A 25,505-nucleotide genomic window follows, 5' to 3' on the forward strand; every position below is an offset into this window, starting at 1 on the left:
GTTCCTCTTTTTGATTGAGCGTCATTTTTGGATCTGCTTCGCGCCAACAGCGTCGTCAAGATTATGACGGCTGCAATGCCAACTATAACGCCAAATCCAAGATCCATTTTACTCCGGCACTTTCGTCGTCAACGCCAGCGCGTGCAACTCTCCATCTGGGCCGTCCATCTTGCCTTTCAAGGCCGCATAGACCGCGCGCTGTTGTTGAACCCGGTTTTTGCCGCGAAAGCTCTCGTCCACGACCATGGCGGACATATGCACGCCATCACTGCCGCCGACTTGAATTTCCGCATCGGGAAAGGCTTCGCGCAGCAGGTGTTCGATTTCGTGGGCGCTCATCGGCATGTAGGTTACTCCTGAAGGTCTTTCCCAAGATGTAGAGCGCCAAAGCGGGGCGCGCAAGTGGTCCTGAGATGACAAAACCCGCGCCGGTTCAAGCGCGGGTTTCGGTATCGTTTACTTAGGCTATATTAGGCGACAGCTTCGGCAAAGCTGCTGCGGAAGGTGGCGGTCAGTTCATCCAGCGCAGCCTCAGAGCCTCCGATCTTCACCGTCTCACCGGTAAAGCGGCCGACCGACTCCAGCGGCACTCCGGCCTGACCGGCGGCGATCATCAGAGCCTCGGCCTGATCAAAGTTGCAGGCGATCAGATAGCGCGCCTGATCCTCACCGAACAGGAACTCGGTTGGGGCGTCGTCCAGATGCACACCGACGCCAGCCGCCTCGGCCAGTTCGAACGCCGCCAGCGCAAGGCCGCCGTCGCCCAGATCGGTACAGGCTTTGATCATCTCGCGGTTGGCGCGGATGAATTCGCCGTTGCGCTTTTCGGCCTCCAGATCGACATGGGGCGCGTCGCCATCTTCGCGGTTGAACACCTCGGCCAGCAGGGCGGATTGCCCCAGATGGCCGTTGGTTTCGCCGATGACAAGAGCGACATGGCCTTCGCGGACCTCGTCGCCGATGATGTCGTCGGTATGGGCCAGTAGACCAACCGCGCCGATGGTCGGGGTGGGCAGGATCGCCTGACCGTCGGTCTCGTTGTACAGCGAGACGTTGCCCGATACGATCGGCATATCCAGTGCGGCGACAGCCTCGCCAATGCCTTTGATCGCGCCGACGAACTGGCCCATGATCTCGGGCTTTTCGGGGTTACCGAAGTTCAGGTTGTCGGTGGTGGCCAGCGGAGTGGCCCCGACGGAGGTCAGGTTGCGATAGGCTTCGGCCACCGCCTGTTTGCCGCCCTCAATCGGGTTGGCGCGCACATAGCGCGGGGTCACGTCGCTGGTGAAGGCCAGCGCCTTGTCGGTGCCATGTACGCGGACCATGCCCGCGCCCAGACCCGGCGTGCGGGCGGTGTCGGCCATGACCATGGTGTCGTATTGTTCATAGACCCATTGCTTGCCCGCATAGTTGGGCGAGGCGAGCAGGGCGCGCAGACCGTCAATCGGGTCGATCTGAGGCACTTCGGCGAGGTCTTCAGCCGCAGGTGTTTCGACCCAGGGGCGGTCGTACTCGGGCGCGGTCGAAGACAGTTTCGACAGAACCAGATCGGCTTTGACCTCGCCGTTGTGGACGATCAGGAAACGGTCCTCGGCAATGGTTTCGCCAACGATGGCGAAATCCAGATCCCATTTCTCGAACACGGCGCGGGCCTCGGCCTCAAGCTCGGGCTTGAGGACCATCAGCATCCGTTCCTGAGATTCCGACAGCATCATCTCGTACGCGGTCATGTTCTCTTCGCGCTGGGGGACGTTTTCAAGATCCAGACGCACGCCAAGGCCGCCTTTGTCGCCCATCTCAACCGCGGAACAGGTCAGGCCCGCAGCACCCATGTCTTGGATCGAGATCACGGCGCCGGTTTGCATCAGCTCCAGTGTCGCCTCCATCAGGCGCTTTTCGGTGAAGGGGTCACCGACCTGAACGGTGGGGCGTTTCTCTTCGATTGTGTCGTCAAATTCGGCCGAGGCCATGGTTGCACCACCAACGCCATCACGGCCGGTTTTGGCACCAAGATAGACGACAGGCATGCCGACGCCCGAGGCGGCCGAGTAGAAAATCTTGTCGCTATCCGCCAGACCAGCGGCAAAGGCGTTCACAAGGCAGTTGCCATTATAGGCCGGGTGGAACCGCACCTCGCCACCCACGCAGGGCACACCGAAGCAGTTGCCGTACCCGCCGATGCCTTCGACCACACCATTCACAAGCTGGCGGGTTTTGTGGTGGCCGGGTTCGCCAAAGGACAGCGCATTCATCGACGCAATGGGACGCGCCCCCATGGTAAAGACGTCGCGCAGGATGCCGCCCACGCCGGTCGCCGCGCCTTGGTAGGGTTCGATATACGAGGGGTGGTTGTGGCTTTCCATTTTGAACACCACGGCTTGACCGTCGCCAATATCGACCACGCCTGCGTTCTCACCGGGTCCGCAAATCACTTGCGGGCCAGAGGTGGGCAGGGTGCGCAGCCATTTCTTGGAGGACTTGTAGGAACAATGCTCGTTCCACATGGCCGAGAAAATACCCAGCTCGGTAAAGGTCGGCTCGCGCCCGATGATTTCGAGGATCATGTCATATTCGTCGGGCTTAAGCCCGTGTGCGGCAATCAGATCCGGGGTGATGGCGGGCTCTTGCATCTTATGTCCTGTGTCCAAAGGGGCCGAGATTGCGCGCCTTTTAGGGCAAGGGCGCGCCCGTGGGAAGGGTCAAGTCACCGCAGGGTGGTCTGGATGAAGAAAAACGGGCCCCGCAAAGGTGCAGGGCCCGCGTATTGGTTCAAAAAGCGTAGGCTCAGGCCGGGGCTTCGCCCTTGTTGACTGCATCGGCGGCGGCGGCACCGACGGCTGCTTTTTGCTCTTCGGAGAGGTTCTCGTTCTCTTCCAATCCCGGAATGGCAACCCGAACTTCTCGGCGCGCAAAATCGATGCCGTTGGCATTAAATTCCGCCTTCACGCGATTGAAAATCTCTTTGCGGAGCGTGAACTGTTTGCCGGGTTTGGCCATGAATTTGCCCCGGATAATCATACCGACATCGTCGAAATCGAATACACCTTGCGATTTGAACGGTTGCAGGAAGCCGTCCTTGTGGGTCTCGTCCTGCATCATCTCGGCCCCGATCTTCTTGAAGATTTTCTTGACCTTGTTGGGATCGGTATCAAACGGCACGGTAAATTTCAGCTTCATGATGACCCAGTCGCGGCTGAAATTGGTCAGCTTTTGTATCTCACCATAAGGGATCGTGTGAACGGGTCCGCGGTGGTGGCGCAACTGCATGGAGCGGATCGAGATCTTTTCGACAGTACCCATGGTGCCGCCCACATCGACATATTCACCCACGCGGAAGGCATCGTCGATCAGGAAGAAGATACCGCCGACGATATCAGCCACCAGTTTCTGTGCGCCAAAGCCGATGGCCAGACCCAGAACACCGGCACCAGCCAGCAAGGGCGTGATGTTGATGCCCAGCGCCCCAAGGGCAAGCAGGCCGAAGATTACCGCGATGGTGATTTGCGCTGTGATGCGCAGCAGCGGCAGGACAGTCGCAAGACGCGAACCACCCGCGCCGCCGCCTTCGCCACCGGCTTCTTCGTCCAGCGCCTCGGCTGCGGTCTGTTCCTTAGCCAAGCGACGGTTGATCCAAAGAGAAACGACCTCGTTCAAGATATAGCCAATGGCGATGATCAGCAGGAACTCGATCACGGCGCCGCCCACTTCGGCACTGACGCCGGCCGAGGCCACATCGCGCAGGTCCAGATGCCAGGCGTTCGCGATCATGAAGACAACGAAAAGGCCCGCAATAACGCGACCGATGCGAATATAGCTGCGCTTGGCCGAGCGATGCGCCCGTTCGGCTAGCGGCCCTTCACCCGACATCGGCGGTTGAAGATGCCGCACCAAGCCCCGAATCAATGTATCAAGTGCGGGCGCGATCAGCAGCCAGAACATGGTGGTGAAATGCGCCCCGTTGACCAGTACACGCATGACAGCGGGGTCACGCTGCGCCACAAGGAATTCGACCAGCAACCAGATCGCTACCGAGACCCCAATTGCGAAATAGGGGTAATAGTGCGAAACTTCTTCGTCGAATTTGGTGTGATCGGGGTCTGTACCCAACATCATCTGGGATAGGCCCTCGCGCGCAGTCCAGGCGATCAGGCCGATATAGATGTGGATCGCGGCGTTCAGCCAGAATCCGATGCGCGTATCGTCTGATGTTATGTCATTCAAGCCATTGAAGCGCAGGATGAACAGGGTAAAGCCGATCAAGATGAGCAGGCCAATCAGATTGCGATGTAGGTATTTTGCCCAGTGATCATCAATGTTGACGAGCCGGAACTGCGGTTTTTGCGGTGCCAGAACAAAGCGCGAGACAGCGGCCCCAAGACGCGGCACCCAGATCAGGTAGAACACAAAGGGTCCGGCATAGATGATCTGCTCGGGCGTCAACACGCCGCGACCGAATGCACGGACGACCACATAAAATACGATTAGCCCCGCTATTTCCCTGCAGAACCTTCGAAACAGGTATCGGGCAGCGCCCCATAGATCGGCCTCGTCCGCGACCTCTGTCGCCTCGTGCCAATGACGGGTCAGGAAAATAAACAGTTTTTCGGCGACATAGCCAACCAGAAGGACGGACAAGACGAGCCCCAATAGAGTGAAAACCCCGGTCGTGCCGAACGTATCAGCGAAATTGCCGAACGCTGTGATCTGCGCCGTTACAATCCTGGGAAGTGTTGTAAGAACATGTGTCCAGGACGAAACCATCTCGGCCCAGATTTCGTTGATTTCGGTCAGTGGGTCTTCGACATTGGCTTTTTCGGCGGCTTTTTGTTCGGCCACGGCATCCAGCCGCTCCAGAAGAATCGCGCGCACCTGATCGTCAGACATACGCGCAACAAGATCGTCGACCTGTTCAGGTGTCAGATCCTCGGGAATTGTGACCGATGACGCGCTGGTATCCTGCGCAAAAACGGGAACCGCCAGAGAAAGCGCGGCGACCATCGCCAGCGCCAGGCGAAGTGGGTGAAGCATGAATGAGCCCTCGAACACGAATTATTTAGCTTTTTCGGGATCATATGCGGTTGGAGGAATTTTTCCCAGTAGTTTTGCGGGGGCGACAAGGGTGGAAGCCAAAAAAAAGGCCGAGCACTAAGCTCGGCCATAGTCCAACAGGGAGGTATGAAGATGATGAGCGTTGCAGCATCATCGCCTTCATGTGCTCATTTAGGGATCACTTTATGAACGATCAAGATGTTTCAGACTGATCAAATGTCATGTCCGCTATGACCTTGGTGCATAGCTAGAGTTTTCCCATCTGCTTCAACTGTTTGCGCTGCGCGATGATTTCGTCCTGCACGAAGTCGCGGAAAGCGGCGACACGCTTGGAATGGCGCAGTTCTTCAGGGTAGGCCAGATAAACGGGGACATCTGCAGTTTCGATATCGGTGAGCAGGGGTACCAGATGCGGAAAATCCTGGGTTACGTAGTCCGGCAAGACGCCGATGCCAAGGTTGTGAAGCACGCCTTGCAGCACGCCGAAATAGTTGTTCACTGACAACAGGGACCTGGGGTTATAGGTCATCAGGTGCCGTACCATGGCGGCACTTGCCCCAACTTGCGGTGCCGATGGCGTCTGGCTGATCAGCCGGTGGTTCGCGATTTCCTCCAACTCCTCAGGGGCGCCGTTTTCCTCTAGATATTCTTGCGTGGCGTAAAGTTGCATCTGAACGGTCATCAGGCGTTTGCGTACTAGATCAGCCTGGCTGGGCTCTTTCATGCGGATGGCGACGTCTGCTTCACGCATGGGCAAGTCCAGAACCCGCTCCTCTAGCATCAGGTCAATGTTAAGGTCCGGGTATTGTTCGTAAAGCTTCGGAAGGCGCGGTGCGAGCCAGAGCGTGCCAAAGCCGAACGTTGTGGTGACGCGCAGAACGCCGAACACTTCTTCTTCACTGTCACGGATACGCGCGGCGGCGGCATCCAGACGTTTAGACATGGCCGAGGTGGCGTCGAACAGCAACTCGCCCTGTTCGGTCAGGATCAGTCCGCGTGCGTGGCGGTGGAAAAGGGTCGAATCAAGCGATTCCTCCAGCGCCCGAATTTGGCGGCTGACGGCGGATTGCGACAAATTCAGCTTGTCGCCCGCATGAGTCAGGCTGCCTGCATCGGCCACCGCGTGAAATATCCTAAGCTTGTCCCAATCCATCGCCGCAACTTTCGTTATCTTTTGGAAGCCCTATATGAAATAGGTAACAAGTTCTACATTCAAACTGTGATTTTGGCAGGATTACAGAGGGTAAACCCTATACAGGTCAGAAATTGTGACCTAAAATGCGAGGGAAATACGCACACTGATCTGACGAGGGGAGACGTCTGATGAGCCAGCCACAGATATCGCTGAACGACCGGTTTGATATTGAGAAGAACCCCGTCCTTTTGAACGGCACGCAGGCGCTTGTACGGTTGATGCTGTTGCAGAAGGAACGTGACCGACAGGCAGGTTTGAATACTGCAGGTTTGGTCACAGGGTATCGGGGCTCTCCGTTGGGTGCGGTCGATCAGCAGATGATGCGGGCGCAAAAGCATCTTGCTGAAAGCGATGTCACCTTCCAATTCGGCCTGAATGAAGATCTTGCTGCCACCGCGCTCTGGGGCAGTCAGCAGGCGGGTCTGCGGGGCGACGGCAAGTTCGATGGCGTGTTCGGCTTGTGGTACGGCAAAGGCCCCGGCGTTGACCGTTCGGGCGACGTGATGCGCCACGCCAACATGGCGGGAACGGCGGAACATGGCGGTGTCCTTGTTGCGATGGGCGACGATCACACCGGCGAAAGCTCCACCGTTTTGCACCAGTCTGAGTGGGCGTTGGTGGACATGTATATGCCTATTGTCAGCCCGGCGGGTGTTCAGGAAATCCTCGATTACGGCATCTACGGATATGCGCTCAGCCGGTTTGCGGGCGTGTGGGTCGGGTTGAAGACGATGAAGGACACGATCGAAGTGACCTCGGTCGTCGATGGCAGCCCGGATCGGATCAAAGTCGTCACGCCGCAATTTAACATGCCTGATGGCGGGTTGAACATCCGTCTTGGCGACACACCGCACCTGCAAGAGGCCCGGATCATCGATGTCAAACGTTTCGCGGCCGAGACGTTCTCGCACGCCAACAAGATGGACAAGCGCGTCTGGGGCAAACCCGGTGCCAAGATCGGTTTCGTCGCGGCGGGCAAGAACTGGCTGGATCTGGTCCATGCTCTGTCGCTGCTCAATATCGACGAGGCTGAGGCCGAACGGCTGGGGATCACAACCTACAAAGTGGGCCAGACCTTCCCGCTGGATATGGCGGGTTTTCATGATTGGGCCGAAGGGCTGGACCTGATCGTCATCGTCGAAGAAAAGCGCAAACTGATCGAGGTTCAGGTCAAGGAAGCCATCTTCGACGACCGGCGCGGGCGGCGCGTGTATGGCTGGTACAAAGGCGGTGCAGGGACCCTACATCGGGAAGAGCTGTTCCCGACCCGCGGTGCCCTTGATCCGATTATGATCGCGGAAAAGCTAGGCGATATCCTGATCGAAGAGGGACGTGAAACCGACGGTGTGCGTGCGGGGCTTACCAAACTGGCCGAGTCGCGCCGTGCCGACAACGCCGAAGAGATCGCGACGCGTTTGCCCTATTTCTGCTCGGGTTGTCCGCATAACAGTTCGACCAAGGTGCCCGATGGCAGCCGTGCCTATGCGGGCATAGGGTGTCACTACATGGTTCAATGGATGGACCGAAATACCTCGGGCTTTACCCAGATGGGGGGTGAAGGCGCGAACTGGATTGGCGAGGCTCCATTCTCTACCACACCGCACGTCTTTCAGAACCTCGGCGACGGGACCTATAACCACTCAGGCGTGCAGGCAATCCGGGCGGCGCTGTCGGCAGGGACGAACATTACCTTCAAGATCCTGTTCAATGATGCCGTTGCCATGACAGGTGGACAGGGCAACGAGGGCGATTTGACCGCAGAACGCATCGTGGCCGAAGTCAAGGCGATGGGCGTGCAGCATGTGGCGCTGGTCTATGACGAAAAGGAAGATGTGAACTTCAAGGCGCTGCCATCAGGGGTAGATACGTTCGAACGCGCCGAACTGATGCAGGTTCAGGAAAATTTCCGCGAGATCGAAGGGGTTTCGGTCATTGTTTACGTGCAGACCTGCGCTGCGGAAAAACGCCGCCGTCGCAAGCGCGGCACGTTCCCGGACCCGGATAAACGTGTCTTCATCAACACTGACATCTGTGAAGGCTGCGGCGATTGTGGGGTTCAATCCAACTGCGTCTCGATCGTTCCGAAGGAGACCGAGCTGGGTCGGAAGCGCGCGATTGATCAGTCCAGTTGCAACAAGGATTTTTCCTGTGTGAACGGGTTCTGCCCGTCTTTCATCACGTTGGAAGGTGCAAAGATCCGCAAGGAAGCCACCACCGAGATTGACCTGCCGGATTTGCCAATGCCCGATCTGCCTGAGATCAATGGCACGCATAACGTGGTGATCACCGGTATCGGCGGGACCGGTGTGGTGACGCTGGGAGCGGTATTGGCGCAGGCGGCGCAGGTCGACGGCAAAGGTGCGGGCATGATGGAAATGGCCGGCCTGGCGCAAAAGGGCGGCGCGGTGCATATCCATTGCCGTCTGGCCAACCGCCCCGAAGATATCAGCGCCATCCGCGTGGCCACTGGTGAGGCGCACGCGCTCATTGGTGGCGACCTCGTGGTGTCGGCTGGGGCAAAGACCTTGGGCCTGACCCGTGCGGGCCACACCGGTGCCGTGGTCAACAACCATGAAACGGTAACGGGTGATTTTACGCGTGACACCGCCTTCCGTATCCCCGGCGAACGGTTGGAACTGGCACTGGAGGCACGGCTGAAAGAGGATGTCTCTCTGTTCGACGCGACTGCATTGGCGCGCGCCGTGATGGGGGATTCGATCTATTCCAACATGATGGTCTTTGGGGCTGCGTGGCAGCGTGGATTGCTGCCGGTCAGCCATTCGGCCATAGAACAAGCTATCGAATTGAACGGCACTGCAGTGGAACGAAATAAGCGCGCCTTTGATATCGGCCGCTGGGCTGTTTTGCACCCGCAGCAGGTCGCCGATATCCTGAAACCGAACGTCGCTGAACTGCCCAAAACGCTGGATCAGATCATTGATTTCCGTGCTAACCACCTGACCGATTACCAAAGCGCGCGTCTGGCCAAAAAGTATCGCAAAATGGTAGATGCCTTCGAGGATACCGATATCCGCGAGGCCGTGGCGCGGGGCTATCACAAACTTCTGTCCTACAAGGATGAATACGAGGTCGCGCGTCTGCTGCTGACCAGTCGCGAAAAAGCCACAGCCGAGTTTGATGGCGATTTTCAAATGACCCTGCATCTGGCCCCGCCCATTCTTGGCAGCAAGGGGCCGAATGGTCGCCCGAAAAAACGAACCTATGGCGAATGGATGCTGGGTCCGCTCAAGCTCTTGTCCAAGTTGAAAGTATTGCGAGCGACGCCTCTGGACATTTTTAGCTACAGCTCCGAACGCCGGATGGAGCGCGCCCTGATTAAACAATATGAGCGTGATCTCAAAGAGATCACTCCGCTGATCAACGCTCAGACACGGGACGCGGTGATCGCACTGGCGCGTCTGCCGCTGGACATTCGTGGCTTTGGTCCGGTCTTGAAGGAAAGCGAAGCCAAGGCCGCCAAACGGCGCGAAGAACTGTTGTCTGTCATTCGCAGCGGTGGGCCCGATTTGCGCGCAGCGGCGGAATAGATCGTCACATCCCTGTCACGATCTCTAGGCAAACCTGTGGGCTGCACCTAAGTTGCAGGCCACAGAACCTCGGAGACCGCAATGCCTTCGCCCCGCCATGTCGCTCGTGACATTTCTTATGCTTATTCCGCCGAAACCAAAGGCGGTCGCATGGTCATCAAGTTGATGGAAAACACGACGGGTCGGATGCGCCTGATCAAACGCGCGGACGGCTATGAGCAAGAGGTCGCGCAGGGCCGCGATTTTTGGACGGTCATGGTGGACCGTTATGGCCTTTCTCTGGATGTGGTGGGCGGATCGCTCGCGAATATCCCCAATACCGGCCCACTGATCCTGATTGCCAACCACCCCTATGGCATTCTTGATGGGATGATGATGGGACATATTCTGTCACAAACGCGCGGCGATTTCCGCATTCTGGCCAACAGCGTGTTCCGCAAGGCCGAGGACTTGAACCGGGTCGTTTTGCCTGTGTCGTTTGACGATACCAAAGAAGCGATGAAGCTGAACTTGCAAACTCGCAAAACGGCCCTGAACTATCTGGGTGACGGTGGCGCGATTGGGATTTTCCCCGGCGGTACGGTCAGCACCGGGGTTAAGCCGTTCTCATACCCGATGGATCCGGGCTGGCGCGGCTTTACCGCACGTATGGTCGCTAAATCGAACGCAACAGTGGTGCCGGTCTTCTTTGACGGCCACACCTCGCGTCTGTTTCAGATCGCCAGCCATCTGCACAGCACTTTGCGCATGGGTTTGCTGATCAAAGAGTTCAAAAAACGCGTCGACACTCCGGTCAAAGTGGCGATCGGGGAGCCGATCAGCCGCGACGTTCTAGACCCTCTGGCCAGTGACACACGCAAGATGATGGATTTCCTGCGCAAAGCCACGTATGAGCTGTCCCCGAAGCCGTTGAAGTCTTATGACTACGGCTATGAGTTTGAGGAACGGCATCGCGCCTGAAGGGGCAAATGGCAGTAGGTATTTTTGATTCTGGTTTGGGCGGGTTGACCGTTCTAGACGCCGCGCAGAAACGTCTGCCGGAGGTGGATTTCCTGTATTACGCAGACAGTGCGCACGCGCCTTATGGCGTGCGGGATGCGGAAAACATTTATGACCTGACCCGCGGGGCGGTGAACGCGTTGTGGGACCGCGGCTGTGATCTGGTGATCCTGGCCTGCAACACCGCCAGCGCCGCTGCGCTGCGCCGGATGCAAGAAGAAGGCGTGCCCGAGGGCAAGCGCGTGCTGGGTGTCTTTGTACCGCTGATCGAGGCTTTGACCGAGCGGCAATGGGGCGACAACAGCCCTCCGCGTGAGGTTACCGTAAAACATGTGGCGCTGTTTGCGACGCCCGCGACTGTCTCTAGCCGTGCATTTCAGCGCGAACTGGCCTTTCGCGCCATTGGCGTGGATGTTGAGGCCCAGGCCTGTGGCGGCGTGGTCGACGCCATTGAGGACGGCGACATGATTCTGGCCGAAGCCCTGGTACGCAGCCATGTCGATGCGCTCAAACGCAAGATGCCTGATCCGCAGGCCGCGATTTTGGGCTGCACCCATTACCCGCTGATGGCCGATGAGTTTCAGGCGGCGCTGGGTGAGGATGTTCAGGTGTTCAGCCAGGGCGCTCTGGTCGCCGAAAGCCTTGCGGACTATCTGGAACGGCATCCAAACATGCTGGGCAAGGGCGAGGCTGGGTTTCTGACCACCGGCAAGCCCGCATTCGTCAGTGACCGGGCAACGCAGTTCCTGCGACGACAAATCTCCTTCGAGGCTGTCTGACTTAGGTCAAGGACGCCAAGCGGACGAATCCGTAAACCAAGGCCGTCGCATCGGCGGTCGTGATATGTGACATATGAATAGAAGAGGTCTGACATGACCCATAAAATCGCAATTCTGGGCGCTTCCGGCTACACCGGTGCCGAACTCGTGCGCCTGATCGCCGAGCATCCGAATATGGAGATCACCGCGCTGGCCGCCGAGCGTAAGGCGGGCCAGTCCATGGCGCAGGTCTTTCCGCATCTGCGCCATATGGATCTGCCGGACCTGTGCAAGATAGCCGAGATTGACTTTTCGCAGATCGACCTGTGTTTCTGCGCCTTGCCGCACAAAACCAGCCAAGAGGTCATCCGCGATCTGCCCAAAGATCTGAAAATCATTGACCTTTCCGCCGATTTCCGCCTGCGCGACCCGGAAGAGTATGAGAAATGGTACGGCAACCCGCATGCCGCTTTGGCGCAGCAGGACGAATCCGTCTATGGCCTGACCGAGTTCTACCGCGTTGATATCCGAAATGCACGTCTGGTAGCCGGTACCGGCTGCAACGCGGCCACAGGGCAATATGTGCTGCGTCCGCTGATCTCGGCCGGGGTGATTGATCTGGATGACATCATTCTGGACCTCAAATGCGCGGTGTCCGGCGCGGGGCGGTCGCTCAAGGAAAATCTGCTGCATGCCGAACTCAGCGAAGGGTACAACGCCTATGCCGTGGGTGGCACGCACCGGCATCTGGGTGAGTTCGATCAGGAATTCTCGGCCCTAGCAGGACGTCCGGTCCATGTGCAGTTCACGCCGCATCTGGTTCCAGCTAACCGGGGCATCCTGGCGACCACTTATGTGAAGGGTGATCCGGAAAGCGTGTATGAAACGCTGGCCAAAACCTACGAACACGAACCTTTCATCCAGATGCTGCCCTTTGGCGAGACCCCGTCGACCCATCATGTGCGGGGCTCGAATTTTTGCCATATCGGCGTGGTGGGCGACCGGATCGAACGTCGCGCCATTGTGATCGGCGCGCTGGATAATCTGACAAAAGGAAGCAGTGGCCAAGCCTTGCAGAATGCGAACCTGATGTTAGGTGAAACTGAAACCGTTGGCCTGATGATGGCCCCTCTATTCCCGTGAGGATATCATGAAGTCTCTCAAGAAACGTCGTCGCGTACAAATCATTCTGCTGGCTGTGGTGGCCTTGGTGTCATCGACGGCGTTGATTGGGTGGGCTTTGCAGGATGGAATCAACTTTTTCCGGTCCCCCAGTGAAGTAATCGCCGAGCCACCCAAACCGACGGAGGTGTTTCGCATCGGCGGGTTGGTCGAAGAAGGCTCGATCGTGCGGGGGCAGGGTGAGACTGTAACCTTTGTCGTCACAGATGGCGGCGAAAGTGTACCGGTGGCCTTTACCGGTGTCCTGCCTGATCTGTTTACCGAAAATCAGGGAATGGTGGGCACAGGCAGCTACGTGAATGGCGTGTTCGAAGCCACTGAAATACTTGCAAAGCATGATGAGACATACATGCCAAAAGAGGTGGTGGATGCGCTCAAGGAACAAGGCGTCTACAAAGAAGGCAGCGATAGCTGAACTCTGCTCGGAACTGAGTAAACGGGCGTTGCGGGGATGAACCTTGCAGCGCCCTTTGTCATTGTCTTGAATTAATTGTTATCTGCCAGCGTTCTCGGCAATCAGATGCGGAGGATGCCATGCATACGGTTCGGGATATCGCCACGCAGATCGTGGCGCGCGAGGGTGGGTTCGTGAACGACCCGGACGACCCCGGCGGCGCGACCAAATACGGCGTCACAATCCATACGATGCGGCGTTTGGGGCTGGATCTGAACGCGGACGGTCAAGTGACGACAGAGGATGTTAGACTGCTCAGCCTATCGCGAGCCGTCGAGATTTTCGTCACGCATTATTTCGACCGCCCCCGTCTGGCCTTGCTGCCCGAGGGTCTTCAGGCCCCAGTTTTCGACATGTATGTGAATGCCGGCGCGCAGGCCGTGAAACTCCTGCAACACCTGCTGCGCGATATGGGGTTTGCGGTGGTGGTTGATGGGGCCATCGGGCCGCAAACCGCGCAGGCCAGCCACAAGGCGGCCGAAAGGAGCCCAACAGCCTTGGCTGATGCATACGGGATTGCGCGCCGGAACTATTACTTTCGACTGGCCGACCGTCGCCCTGCGTCCCGAAAATACGCGCGAACGCGGGCCGGGGGGAAGGGCGGGTGGATACGCCGGGCGGAAGAGTTCATCTCGGCCCGCTATCACCTGAACGAACGCGAATTTCAGCAAAGGGTTGCGCAATGGGATTGATCTCGGATGTCTTGACGTTTCTGTTCGGAGGAGGGCGCAACGTGGTGCGTGAAACCGCTGAGGTCTTCCGCGAGAATGCCGAGAACCGCGCTGTCCGGGATGCGACGGTTCAAAGCCAAACGCTTGCGCAGTTTGGGGCCGAGTTTCTGATGCCGCAGAAAGGCGCCTATGACCGGTTCATCGACGGGTTAAACCGCCTGCCGCGGCCTGCGCTGGCGCTGGGAACGATGGGGTTGTTTGTGGCTGCCATGATCGACCCGCTGTGGTTTGCCGCCCGAATGCAGGGAATCGCCTTGGTGCCCGAGCCGCTTTGGTGGCTTTTGGGGGTCATCGTGTCGTTTTATTTCGGTGCGCGACATCAGGCCAAGGCACAGGATTTGCAGCGGGAAATCTCGGCCACAGTCCTGCGCGCACCCCAGGTTGCCGAAAACATCGAGACCCTGAATGCGCTGCGTCACACCAGCATGGGTCGGGCGGATACTGGCTCTGACGCAGAACTGTCCGAGACGATCTTGACCCCGGACCAGAACCCGGCACTTGAAGAGTGGCGCCGCGCGAAAACAGCCTGACCCGCGACACTATGTGCGTGCTGTTTAAGCGAAAGTTATTGGTGCTTGCGGCGCAACAGGACTATATCCGGGGCCATGATTACAGAACTCGGTCACTACGCGCTCATCCTCGCCTTCCTCGTTGCAATTGTGCAAACAGTCGTTCCCTTGATCGGCGCGGCCAAAAGGTGGACCGGGTGGATGACATTCGGCGAGACGGCGGCCATCGCTCAGTTCGTTTTGGTTGGGTTCTCTTTCTGTGCATTGGTCTGGGCCTTCACGACTTCGGACTTCTCGCTGCGCATCGTGGTTGAGAACAGCCATTCCGCAAAGCCGATGCTTTATAAGATCAGCGGCACATGGGGAAATCACGAAGGGTCTATGTTGCTGTGGGTCTTCATCGTGGCGATTTTCGGCGGTATGGCAGCGATATTCGGCGCGGGGTTGCCGCCAACGCTGAAAGCACGCGTCTTGGCGGTGCAGGCGGCAATTGGTGTCGCGTTCTATGCCTTTATCCTGTTTACATCGAACCCGTTTGATCGCCTGATCGTCGCTCCGTTTGATGGGCGGGACTTGAATCCTCTGCTGCAAGACCCCGGATTGGCCTTTCATCCGCCCTTCCTGTATCTGGGCTATGTGGGTCTGAGCATGGCCTTCAGCTTTGCCGTCGCCGCCCTGATCGAGGGCCGCGTAGACGCGGCTTGGGGACGGTGGGTACGCCCCTGGACATTGGCCGCATGGGTGTTTCTGACCATCGGTATCGCGCTGGGATCGTGGTGGGCTTACTACGAGCTCGGCTGGGGTGGATTCTGGTTCTGGGATCCGGTTGAGAATGCCTCGTTCATGCCATGGCTTTTGGCGGCGGCGCTGCTGCACTCGGCCATTGTGGTCGAGAAACGCGAGGCGCTGAAAAGCTGGACCATCCTGCTAGCGATCATCGCATTTGGGTTCTCGCTGATCGGCACGTTCATCGTGCGCTCGGGGTTGCTGACCTCGGTCCATGCCTTCGCAAACGACCCGGAACGCGGCGTGTTCATCCTGTTCATTCTTGTGATCTTCATTGGCGGCGCGCTGACGTTGTTTGCCGCACGCGCGCAGGCGATGGAGGCCAAGGGTGTCTTTGGAATGGTCAGCCGAGAAAGCGCGCTGGTGCTGAACAATATCTTGCTGGCCGTTAGCTGTTTCGTGGTCTTTTTCGGAACCATGTGGCCCATGGTGGCCGAGATGGCGTTTGATCGGAAACTGTCCGTTGGGCCTCCGTTCTTCAATGCCGCCTTCACGCCCTTCATGATTGCTTTGGGCCTTGTGCTGCCCATTGGGGCGATCCTGCCGTGGAAGCGGGGTAAGATCGGCAAAGCGGCATATTCGCTACGCTATGCGTTTGTGCTGGCTGTTGCATTGGCCATTCTGGTTTGGGCGATGCAGACCGGCCGCAGCGCCATGGGCCCGGTTGGGCTGTTTCTTGGCGCATGGATCACCTTCGGGGCCGCGGTGGACCTGTGGAGTCGCACGGGCCGTAAAGGCAGTATCCAACGCCTGTTCCGACTGCCCGGTGCGGATTGGGGCAAGGCAGTCGCTCATACGGGGCTTGGCGTCACCATCTTCGCCATCGCAGGGCTGACCGCTTGGGAAGTCGAGGATATCCGCGTCGCACAACCCGGCCAACCTTTCGAGGTTGGGCAATTTACGCTGACACTGGAAGATGTGCGGCGGGTTGAAGGGCCCAACTATTTCTCGACAACCGCTGATGTTCGGGTCGAAAAGTATGGCCGTCCGATGGGCAGCCTGCATCCCGAAAAGCGCGACTACCCGGTCGCACGAATGCCCACAACAGAGGCGGCGATCGACTATCGCTTGTTGGGCGATCTGTATGTTGTGATCGGCGATCAGCAGGCCGATGGCGGCTGGGTCATGCGGACCTATATCAAACCGCTGGCGAACTGGATCTGGGGTGGGTGTATCCTGATGGCTCTGGGTGGTTTCCTCAGTCTGTCGGACCGACGGTTCCGGGTCGCAGCGGGCGCGCGCAAGGCCCCAAGTGGCGGAGTACCCGCGGAATGAAGCGTCTTGTGCTGATCTTCGCCCTAATCGCCTCGCCCCTGTTTGCGGTGCAGCCTGATGAAGTGCTGGACGATCCGGTTCTTGAACAACGCGCCCGCGATCTGAGCACCGGGCTGCGGTGCCTTGTTTGCCGCAACGAAAGTATCGACGAAAGCAACGCTGATCTGGCCCGTGACCTGCGCCTATTGTTGCGCGAGCGTCTGGTTGCCGGGGACACGGATGACGAGGCGATCCGGTTCATTGTAGATCGTTACGGCGAGTATGTCTTGCTGAAGCCAACAGTTACGGGGTCGAACCTGATGTTGTGGCTGGCCGGTCCGATCATGCTATTGATCGCCGCTGCGATGGGGTGGAATTTCCTGAGAAAACGTTCGGACGTTCAGGCCGCGGGCTCGGATACGCTCAGCGAGGCGGAAAAGAAGCGATTGGAACAAATTCTCAAGGACTAACCCTTGGTCGGTCTTTCCCTTGTGATGTAATTGCGTCAGGGTTTGCCCAAGACTGTTGTTTGGGGGGATCCTGATGAATTACGAAACCGTGTTGCTCGACATCTCGGACAATCTGGCGGTGCTGACATTGAACCGGCCCGACAAGATGAACGCGATGACAGCGCAGATGCGGGCCGAGGTCGCCTATGCGATGAAACAGGCGGCCGCGAATGCGCGTGCGGTGGTTCTGACCGGCGCTGGTGCAGCGTTTTGTTCCGGGCAGGATCTGGGGGATGCGTCCAGCACCGGCAAGATCGACCTTGAGCGGACCTTGCGCGATGAATACGAACCGATGCTGGAAACGATCTACAACTGCCCCGTGCCGACCATCGCCGCGGTGAACGGTCCAGCGGCGGGGGCAGGGTGCAATATGGCGCTATGTGCCGATGTAGTGATTGCCACGGAAAGCGCCTATTTCCTGCAAGCCTTCGCGCGGATCGGGCTGTTGCCGGATGCGGGCGGCACTTGGTTCACGCCGCGCCAGATGGGGTTTGCCAAGGCGATGGGCGCCGCACTTTTCGCGGACAAGATCAGCGCCCGGCAAGCAGATGAGTGGGGCATGATTTGGGAGGCCGTCCCAGACACGGAATTCGACGCACATTGGCGCAAACGGGCGACTTATCTGGCAAATGGTCCGACCGCAGGGTTCAGCGCGATCAAGAAAGCGATCCGTGGTACTTACGAAAAAACGCTGGACGAACAACTGACGATCGAGGCCCATTTGCAGGGCGAATGCGGACGTTCGCGTGATTTTGCCGAAGGTGTCGTGGCCTTCATGGAAAAACGCCCCCCGAAATTCGAGGGGCGCTGATCGTCAGGCGCGGCGGCGGCGGCGTGTCCGTCGCTCGGGCACGGCATCCTCACCCGTGCCGTCCGAGGCCGATGAGAACGGCCCCAGCGCATCCGTGATCTGATCCAGAGTAGGGCGCACACCACGCGGCGCGCTGTCCAGCGCTTCGCGCATCTTGCGCAGGTGATCGGGCATCGTGCCGCAGCAGCCACCGATGATTGTTGCGCCGGCATCGCGGGCCATGGCCGCATACAGGCCCATCAACTCGGGCGTGCCGTCATAGTGGATATGGCCGTTCACATATTTGGGGATACCCGCATTGCCTTTCGAGATCACAGGACGTTCGGTGCCCTGTGCCGCAAAGCCCAGAACTGTACGCAAAATGTCCGATGCTCCGGTGCCGCAATTAGCGCCAAAGGCCACGGGCGGGTTCGGTAGCGTTTCAACCAGTTGCGCCAGGTCGGCCGAAGTCACACCCATCATGGTGCGCCCTGCGGTGTCGAAGCTCATAGTCCCGCACCAGGGCATGTCGGCCAGCGCAAAGGCTTCGGCGGCAGCGCGGAATTCCTCAGGTGCGCTGATGGTTTCAAGCCACAGCACATCGGCACCGCCTGCTTTCAACGCTTCGGCCTGCTCGTGGAACATCTCGACGGCACCTTCATGAGAAAGGCTGCCCACGGGCTCCATAATCTCTCCGGTCGGCCCGACCGAGCCCGCGACGATCACGGTGCGGCCGGCCTTGTCGGCCACCTCACGGCCCAGCTCGGCCCCGATGCGGTTCAACTCAGCCACGCGGTTCTGCGCGTCGTGGAGTTTCAAACGGGCGGATGTACCGCCAAAGGTGTTGGTCAGGAACAGATCGCTGCCCGCATCGACCGAGCCCTGATACAAAGCCTTGATCTTGTCAGGCGCGTCTAAATTCCACAGCTCAGGCGCGTCACCGGATTGCAAGCCCATGTTGAACAGGTTTGTTCCGGTGGCCCCATCGGCCAGAATCGCATCTTTGGTTTCCAGAAGTTTCGTCAGTGCGTTTGTCATTGGGCTATCCCAAAAAGTCGGCGAAGCCGATAAAACTAAGAAGTCCCGTGTCTCATGACCGGGACTTCAAAGCAAATTCATAAATCTCATGAAGATCATGAGGCGGGGCGAATTCCCTCAGTCGGTTTCGCTGAGAACCTGCGCCTTGGCTTGGGGCAGCAGCTCGGCCATCTTGGCACGAATTTCGTCATCCGACGACAGCGAGCCCAGATCGCCAGAGACCTTGCGCACGACATCTTCGTGTCCGGCCTCCTCGAAATCGGCGATCACAACAGTTTTGGCGTATTCCTCAGCGTCGGCACCGGACTTGCCCAGCTTTTCCGCGGCCCACAGGCCCAGCAGCTTGTTGCAACGCGCCTGCGCCTTGAACTGCATTTCCTCATCATGGGCGAATTTGGCTTCAAATGCGTTTTCGCGTTCGTCAAACGTGGTCATGGGTTGGGGACCTCTTCGGTTATATCTTCTTGATTGATGATATGACGATAGCCGCGCCCGGACGCAAGGGATTCGCGCTGCGTCAAAGCCTCTCGGTTTACTGCGCTTGCGGGAAAAGGGGGGTTGGACTATGAGAGCGCCAAGAAGCGGGAATATTCCCGCTCGTCAGTCTGGAAGGGTCGCTTATGGCGCGTCGCAAGAAAATCTACGAAGGCAAGGCAAAAATTCTGTATGAAGGCCCCGAGCCGGGTACGATCGTCCAGTACTTCAAGGATGATGCCACTGCCTTTAACGCGGAAAAGAAAGACGTGATCGACGGCAAGGGCGTTCTGAACAACCGCCTGAGCGAGTTTTTCATGACCGGTCTGAACCAGATTGGCGTTCCGACACACTTCATCCGCCGCCTGAACATGCGTGAACAACTGGTTCGTAGCTGCGAGATTGTGCCGTTGGAAGTGATCGTGCGTAACTATGCTGCCGGGTCGATGTCCAAACGTCTGGGCATTGCCGAAGGCACGCAATTGCCGCGTCCGATCGTCGAGTATTGCTACAAGGATGACGCTCTGGGCGATCCACTGGTGACCGAGGAACATATCGCCGCCTTTGGCTGGGCCAGCCAGCAGGACATGGATGATATTCTCAGCCTTGCGCTGCGGGTGAATGATTTCCTCAGCGGCATGATGCTGGCGGTAGGCATTCGTCTGGTCGATTTCAAGATCGAGATCGGGCGCGTGTACGAAGGCGATTTCCAGCGCTTGATTATCGCCGATGAGATCAGCCCCGACAGTTGCCGTCTGTGGGATATCGAAAGCGGCCAGAAGCTGGACAAGGACGTGTTCCGTCGCGATCTGGGCAGCTTGACGGATGCCTATTCCGAGGTCGCAAGACGTCTGGGCGTTCTTCCCAAAAGCAATGTGACCAAGCCTACGCTGATCAACTAATCTGCCTCGCTTGCGTGGAATACCGGAAACGCCGTGCCCTTGCGCGGCGTTTTTGCATTTGCGCCTGTTGCCTGCGGCAAACTGCGTGCGGACAAGGGTTGTCGAATGACAAAAGGCACGCTATCCCCCGCGCAACGGAACGGGCCGCGACTTTTGGCCCTTAGCTGGAGTTGCAGGAATGAAAGCACGTGTGCATGTGATGCTCAAGAATGGGGTTCTCGACCCGCAGGGCGAGGCCGTGCGCCACGCATTGGGTGCCATGGGTTTTGATCAGGTCGAAGGCGTGCGTCAGGGCAAGGTGATCGACCTTGAGCTGACCGACGGCGCGACCGAAGCCGACGTGACCCAGATGTGCGAAAAACTGTTGGCCAACACGGTCATCGAACGCTACGAGATCGAACTGGTCTAAGCGGATGCGGGCGGCGCGTCTAATCACCTATCGCCAGCCGCTCGAGCTGGCCTCGGTTTCCGATCCGGAACCGGGAGAGGACGGTGTGGTTCTGCGCGTGCTGGCCTGCGGCGTGTGTCGGTCCGACTGGCACGCATGGTCCGGCGCGGACCCTGATGTTGTCCTTCCCATGATCCCCGGACACGAATTCTGCGGCGAGGTGGTTGCGGTTGGAAAGCGTGTTGGCCGTTGGAAGGTCGGAGACAGGGTGATCGCGCCCTTCATTCTGGCCTGCGGCCATTGTCCGGATTGCGCGCAAGGTCATCAAACAATCTGCGCCGATCAGTTGGTGCCTGGCTTTACCTGCGATGGCGCGTTTGCTGAATATGTCTCGGTGGCGCATGCGGATGCCAATCTGTCGGTGTTGCCTGAAACGATGTCCCCTGAAATCGCTGCGGCTTTAGGCTGCCGTGTCACGACTGCATGGCAGGCGCTGGTCGGACGTGCTCGGTTGCAAGGGGGCGAATGGCTGGCGGTTTTCGGCGGCGGCGGAGTGGGGATCTCGACCCTGCTGCTGGGTAAAGCTTTGGGAGCCCGCGTGATCGTTGTGGATATTGCCGACGACAAGTTGAGCTACGCCAAAACTCTGGGTGCGGATGCAGTGGTCAATGCCGCGACCAGCAAGGCGCCAGAGTCTATCAAGGACATCACCGGCGGTGGTGCCCATGTCGCGATCGAAGCTCTGGGGATCGAAACCACGACAGTCGCCGCCATGAAATCCCTGCGAAAGCTGGGCCGCATGGTGCAAATAGGAATGCCCGCCGGACCGCATAGCAACATGACCTTGCCGATGGATGCGCTTTATTCCGGTCAGCTTGCCGTATTCGGAACCCGCGGTATGCCCAGCTGGCGCTACCCCTCGCTTTTGTCGTTGATCGCAGGGGGCAGTGTTGACCTGAGCCCACTGGTGACGCGGCATATTTCTTTGTCCCAGGTAAGTGAAGAACTTGCCGCCTTTGACCACCCGACGCCGCCCGGCGTTGCCGTTGTCACCGATTTCATGCATTAGGAGGCCCCGCCATGCGCGCAGCAGTCATCGTATTTCCCGGCTCCAACTGTGACCGGGACCTGGCCGTGGCCTTTGAACAGGCCGGTTTTCAGGTCGACATGGTCTGGCACAAGGATGCCGCTCTGCCCGAGGGCGTGGATATCGTGGGCGTGCCCGGCGGGTTCTCGTACGGTGACTACCTGCGTTGCGGTGCGATTGCCGCGCAGTCTCCTATCTGCAAAGCGGTTGTCGACCATACCGACCGTGGTGGCTATGCCGTAGGGATTTGCAACGGTTTTCAGATATTGACCGAGACCGGGATCTTGCCGGGGGCGCTGCTGCGCAATGCGGGCCTGAAGTACATCTGCAAGACCGTCGGCCTGAAAGTTCAAACCAGCGACAGCGCTTTTACGCAGGGCTACAACGCAGGTGACGAGATCGGCGTGCCGATTGCCCATCATGATGGAAACTATTTTGCTGACGACGCAACATTGTCCACACTTCGTGATCAAGATCGCATCGCATTCACCTATACCGAGAATCCGAATGGCTCGGTCGGGGACATCGCAGGCATCTTGTCGGAAAACCGCAGGGTTCTCGGGATGATGCCGCACCCTGAACGGGCGGCGGATCAGGGCCATGGCGGCACGGACGGAACGGCATTGTTCCGCGCATTATCAGGCGTTCTTGCTCCGGCGTGACTTGAGGAACCGATTCAGCCCGCGTAGTTTCCGGGGCATGAGTTCCGACAATCGTTCAGGCTGGTCTTCTTTCAAGACCCCGTTTCAAGGCGCCCCTTTGGGGTGGCGATTGCGCGTTGCGGTCACCGTTCTTCTTCTGGCAACTGTGGCGACGATTTGGGTCACGAACCGGTTGCTGACCGACCGCTTTACCGAATCCACACGCAACCGCGCTGAACTGCGGCTGGCTTTGTACTCCGGAAATTTGCTGAGCGAACTACGCCGCAATGCTATTGTTCCGCAGCTTTTGGCGCGCGATCCCAGCCTGATCTCGGCCTTGCAGTCCAGTGACTATACGCTCTCCAGCCAACGCTTGATTTCATTTGTCGAGGAAATCGGTGCAGCCTCACTGATGCTATTGGACGGTGATGGTCTGACACGGGCGGCGACGGACAGGAACCGTCTTGGCGAAGGGCACAGAAACTCGCCTTATTTCATTGATGCGGTTCGCTCCAACGCGACGATCTTCACAGTGATACAGACAGAGTCCGGTGGATACAGCTTTGTCTATTCGCGCCGGATTGAGGCAAATGCCGAAGTCCTCGGTGTCATCGTGGTCGAGGTCGATTTGCAAAAGTTCGAACGCGCTTGGGCCGGAATCTCGGATGCCGTTATGGTGGCGGACAGCACCGGGACCGTGATCCTTTCGACCGAACCCAAATGGCGCGGACTGGACGAAAACACTGCCATTCAACGCCAATCGCCGGATTCTGCCATCGAACGCGCCATACGTGCCACCGCAGATTGGACAGCCCTGCCAGCCGACGCCTATGTCCAGGGAGAGGCCGTTATGCGCATGGAGACCCGCATTCCGTTCCGTGGATGGAAGATGACGTCGTTTACGACCTATTCATCTATCCGGGAAAAAGTGAACAGCGTCATCGCGTTGGAGATCATGGGCTTTGCGATTCTTCTGGCGTTGGCCTTCTATGCGCTCAGCCGTCGGGCGACGTTCCGCATGGCGCTGTTTCAGCGCGAGTCGGCAGAGCTTCGCGCATTGAACGCCCGCTTGCAGCGGGAAATTGCTGAACGTGAACGGGTAGAAAAGACGTTGGAAGTGGCTGAGCAGACGCTGGCACAAAGCTCGAAACTGGCGGCGTTGGGCGAGATGTCGGCGGCCGTCAGCCATGAGCTTAATCAACCTCTGGCTGCAATGAAAACCTATCTGGCCGGGGCACGCCTTTTGCTACGCCGCAACCGTCCCGAAGAGGCATTGGCCAGCTTTGGTCGCATAGACGGGCTAATTGAGCGGATGGGGGCGATCACCCGCCAGCTCAAGTCTTACGCAAGAAAGGGGGCGGACGCGTTTTCCCCTGTAAATCTTGGCGAAGCGCTGGCCTCGGCCTTGTCGATGATGGAACCGCAGTTGCGGCAACGCCACGTTAAGATTACTCAGATTCTGCCCGAAGAACCGGTATTGGCCATGGGCGATCGGATGCGGATCGAGCAGGTTATGGTAAACCTCTTGCGCAACGCGCTGGACGCCACCAAATCGGTATCAGAACCCGACGTCGAAATAATTTTGGCAGCAGGCGATATGGCGGTGTTGACGGTGCGCGATAACGGGCATGGTATCGAAGATATCGAAAACCTTTTCGAGCCGTTCTACACCACAAAGCAGCCGGGCGACGGGGTTGGACTGGGGCTTGCCATCTCCTCTGGGATCGTGAACGACCATGGGGGACGGCTGACCGCCCGCAACAGTCCCAACGGGGGCGCGGTGTTCGAGATGCAGTTGCCAATACTTGGAAGCGATGGCCTAGAGGCCGCGGAATAACGGGGTAAGAAAATGGCACAAGCCATGAAGATAGCCATTGTGGACGACGAACAGGATATGCGCCAGTCGATCAGTCAATGGCTGGCACTGTCGGGATATGACACCGAAACCTTTGCCAGCGCCGAGGATGCGCTCAAGGTATTAGGGCCGGATTACCCCGGAATCGTGATCTCGGACATCAAGATGCCCGGTATGGACGGCATTCAGTTGCTGAAGAAACTCATGGGCGCGGACAGTACACTGCCGGTGATTATGATCACCGGGCATGGGGACGTGCCTATGGCGGTTGAGGCGATGCGCGTGGGCGCGTTCGACTTTCTGGAAAAGCCCTTCAACCCCGACCGGATGTCCGAACTGGCCAAACGCGCCAGCAACGCCCGTCGTCTGACGCTCGACAACCGGGCTTTGCGGCGTGAGTTGTCCGATGGCACCCAGATCATGAGCAAACTGATCGGTGCCAGTCCGGTCATGGAGCGCCTGCGCGAAGATATTCTGGATCTGGGACAGGCCGATGGGCATGTTCTGATCGACGGTGAAACCGGAACTGGCAAGACATTGGTGGCGCACGCTCTGCACGCCGTAGGCAGTCGGGCAGGTAAGAAATTCGTCCTGATCTCATGCGCAGCCTTGGAGGAAGAGGCGCTGTCCAAACGGTTGTTCGGGCCTATGATGCCCGAGGATGCGCAATTGCCTGCCATTGAAGAGGCCCGTGGCGGCACGCTGGTGCTGGAAGATGTCGAAGCGTTGAGCGACACGTTGCAGGCGCGATTGCTGAGCGTGATGAATGATCAGGGCACACCTGCCGAGACCCGCATTATCGCAATTTCGAATTTGCAGGAAGCGGGAAAGACCTCGGAAGATGTTCTGCGACCGGACTTGTTCTATCGGTTGGCTGCGCTGCGCATCACCATGCCGCCGCTGCGCCAGCGCGGCGAAGATATCCTGACGCTATTCACGCGCCTTAGCGAGCAATTTGCCGAGGAATATGGCTGTGATGCACCGCAGGTCAGTGCGCAGGAGGCCGCGCAGCTGTTGCAGGCACCGTGGCCGGGTAATGTGCGGCAGCTTATTAACATTGCGGAACGTGCGGTTCTGCAATCACGGCGCGGGTCTGGAACGATCGCATCGTTGTTGATGTCGGATCATGAAGAGATGCAACCGGTTATGACCACAGAGGGCAAGCCGCTGAAAGAATATGTTGAGGCGTTCGAGCGGATGCTAATCGACAATACCATGCGCCGACACAAAGGCTCGATCGCTTCGGTGATGGATGAGCTGTGTCTGCCGCGTCGGACGTTGAACGAAAAGATGGCGAAATACGGGTTGCAACGCTCGGACTATTTGTGACGGTTGGGAGGGGGCCAGCCCCCTCTT

General features: G+C 58.5%; 22 protein-coding genes. 16 read left to right on the forward strand and 6 right to left on the reverse strand.

The features are described 5' to 3' along the window. Positions 1–108 precede the first annotated feature (108 nt). The 4 genes from ACR0DB_RS16030 to ACR0DB_RS16045 all read right to left on the reverse strand — a co-directional run bounded on the left by ACR0DB_RS16030 (position 109) and on the right by ACR0DB_RS16045 (position 6,202). Positions 109–345, reverse strand: a complete 237-nt coding sequence (locus ACR0DB_RS16030) for a BolA/IbaG family iron-sulfur metabolism protein (protein ID WP_170354080.1) — start codon at positions 343–345, stop codon at positions 109–111. Between the two features lie 125 nt (positions 346–470). After that, positions 471–2,630, reverse strand: a complete 2,160-nt coding sequence (gene purL, locus ACR0DB_RS16035) for a phosphoribosylformylglycinamidine synthase subunit PurL (RefSeq protein ID WP_480552078.1) — start codon at positions 2,628–2,630, stop codon at positions 471–473. A gap of 154 nt (positions 2,631–2,784) precedes the next feature. After that, a complete protein-coding gene (locus tag ACR0DB_RS16040; RefSeq protein WP_170769658.1) occupies positions 2,785–5,028 on the reverse strand; it encodes a mechanosensitive ion channel family protein in 2,244 nt (747 codons plus the stop codon). Positions 5,029–5,296: 268 nt separating this feature from the next. Further along, positions 5,297–6,202, reverse strand: coding sequence for a LysR family transcriptional regulator (locus ACR0DB_RS16045; RefSeq protein ID WP_170786651.1), 906 nt, complete (start codon positions 6,200–6,202; stop codon positions 5,297–5,299). Between the two features lie 170 nt (positions 6,203–6,372). On the opposite strand from ACR0DB_RS16045, the gene ACR0DB_RS16050 reads away from it, so the two are divergent. The 10 genes from ACR0DB_RS16050 to ACR0DB_RS16095 all read left to right on the forward strand — a co-directional run bounded on the left by ACR0DB_RS16050 (position 6,373) and on the right by ACR0DB_RS16095 (position 17,785). Continuing rightward, positions 6,373–9,792 (forward strand): indolepyruvate ferredoxin oxidoreductase family protein, encoded by a 3,420-nt coding sequence (locus ACR0DB_RS16050; protein WP_480552079.1) that lies wholly within the window; start codon positions 6,373–6,375, stop codon positions 9,790–9,792. Between the two features lie 81 nt (positions 9,793–9,873). After that, positions 9,874–10,752: a lysophospholipid acyltransferase family protein gene (locus ACR0DB_RS16055; RefSeq protein WP_170786655.1), complete on the forward strand. Its 879-nt coding sequence runs from the start codon at positions 9,874–9,876 to the stop codon at positions 10,750–10,752. Positions 10,753–10,760: 8 nt separating this feature from the next. Beyond that, entirely contained in the window at positions 10,761–11,570 is an 810-nt protein-coding gene (murI, locus tag ACR0DB_RS16060) for a glutamate racemase (RefSeq protein WP_480552080.1), read from the forward strand. Between the two features lie 93 nt (positions 11,571–11,663). Then, complete coding sequence (gene argC / locus ACR0DB_RS16065; protein WP_480552081.1) at positions 11,664–12,692, forward strand: N-acetyl-gamma-glutamyl-phosphate reductase; 1,029 nt, start codon at positions 11,664–11,666, stop codon at positions 12,690–12,692. A 7-nt stretch (positions 12,693–12,699) separates the two neighbouring features. Next, positions 12,700–13,146, forward strand: coding sequence for a cytochrome c maturation protein CcmE (gene ccmE, locus ACR0DB_RS16070; RefSeq protein WP_170769664.1), 447 nt, complete (start codon positions 12,700–12,702; stop codon positions 13,144–13,146). Between the two features lie 119 nt (positions 13,147–13,265). Beyond that, complete coding sequence (locus tag ACR0DB_RS16075; protein ID WP_480552082.1) at positions 13,266–13,877, forward strand: holin-associated N-acetylmuramidase; 612 nt, start codon at positions 13,266–13,268, stop codon at positions 13,875–13,877. After that, on the forward strand, positions 13,868–14,446 hold the full coding sequence (locus ACR0DB_RS16080; protein WP_480552083.1) for a holin family protein: 579 nt from the start codon (positions 13,868–13,870) through the stop codon (positions 14,444–14,446). Before ACR0DB_RS16075 ends, ACR0DB_RS16080 begins: the two co-directional genes overlap by 10 nt. Positions 14,447–14,521: 75 nt before the next feature. Next, a complete protein-coding gene (locus ACR0DB_RS16085) occupies positions 14,522–16,486 on the forward strand; it encodes a heme lyase CcmF/NrfE family subunit (RefSeq protein WP_480552084.1) in 1,965 nt (654 codons plus the stop codon). After that, positions 16,483–16,935, forward strand: a complete 453-nt coding sequence (locus ACR0DB_RS16090; protein WP_480552085.1) for a cytochrome c-type biogenesis protein — start codon at positions 16,483–16,485, stop codon at positions 16,933–16,935. Before ACR0DB_RS16085 ends, ACR0DB_RS16090 begins: the two co-directional genes overlap by 4 nt. Positions 16,936–17,008: 73 nt before the next feature. After that, the gene (locus ACR0DB_RS16095; RefSeq protein WP_170791033.1) at positions 17,009–17,785 is read left to right on the forward strand and encodes an enoyl-CoA hydratase-related protein; all 777 of its coding nucleotides are present in this window, start codon (positions 17,009–17,011) and stop codon (positions 17,783–17,785) included. 3 nt (positions 17,786–17,788) lie between these two features. Here ACR0DB_RS16095 and bmt read toward each other — a convergent pair whose 3' ends face one another. Further along, entirely contained in the window at positions 17,789–18,802 is a 1,014-nt protein-coding gene (gene bmt, locus ACR0DB_RS16100) for a betaine--homocysteine S-methyltransferase (protein WP_480504369.1), read from the reverse strand. Positions 18,803–18,919: 117 nt separating this feature from the next. After that, on the reverse strand, positions 18,920–19,237 hold the full coding sequence (locus tag ACR0DB_RS16105; protein ID WP_170769671.1) for a DUF1476 domain-containing protein: 318 nt from the start codon (positions 19,235–19,237) through the stop codon (positions 18,920–18,922). Positions 19,238–19,422: 185 nt separating this feature from the next. Here ACR0DB_RS16105 and purC point away from each other — a divergent pair, with 185 nt between their 5' ends. From purC to ACR0DB_RS16135, 6 genes are all read left to right on the forward strand, one after another. Next, on the forward strand, positions 19,423–20,178 hold the full coding sequence (gene purC, locus ACR0DB_RS16110) for a phosphoribosylaminoimidazolesuccinocarboxamide synthase (RefSeq protein ID WP_170769672.1): 756 nt from the start codon (positions 19,423–19,425) through the stop codon (positions 20,176–20,178). A gap of 178 nt (positions 20,179–20,356) precedes the next feature. Next, the gene (gene purS, locus ACR0DB_RS16115) at positions 20,357–20,587 is read left to right on the forward strand and encodes a phosphoribosylformylglycinamidine synthase subunit PurS (RefSeq protein WP_480552086.1); all 231 of its coding nucleotides are present in this window, start codon (positions 20,357–20,359) and stop codon (positions 20,585–20,587) included. A 4-nt stretch (positions 20,588–20,591) separates the two neighbouring features. Then, on the forward strand, positions 20,592–21,635 hold the full coding sequence (locus tag ACR0DB_RS16120) for a zinc-dependent alcohol dehydrogenase family protein (protein WP_480552087.1): 1,044 nt from the start codon (positions 20,592–20,594) through the stop codon (positions 21,633–21,635). A gap of 11 nt (positions 21,636–21,646) precedes the next feature. Beyond that, on the forward strand, positions 21,647–22,315 hold the full coding sequence (gene purQ / locus ACR0DB_RS16125) for a phosphoribosylformylglycinamidine synthase subunit PurQ (protein WP_170791025.1): 669 nt from the start codon (positions 21,647–21,649) through the stop codon (positions 22,313–22,315). A gap of 37 nt (positions 22,316–22,352) precedes the next feature. Continuing rightward, the gene (locus tag ACR0DB_RS16130; RefSeq protein ID WP_480552088.1) at positions 22,353–24,131 is read left to right on the forward strand and encodes a sensor histidine kinase; all 1,779 of its coding nucleotides are present in this window, start codon (positions 22,353–22,355) and stop codon (positions 24,129–24,131) included. A 12-nt stretch (positions 24,132–24,143) separates the two neighbouring features. Beyond that, complete coding sequence (locus tag ACR0DB_RS16135; protein WP_170769677.1) at positions 24,144–25,478, forward strand: sigma-54-dependent transcriptional regulator; 1,335 nt, start codon at positions 24,144–24,146, stop codon at positions 25,476–25,478. Positions 25,479–25,505: the final 27 nt, after the last annotated feature.

The organism is Ruegeria sp. AB6, assembly GCF_056542685.1.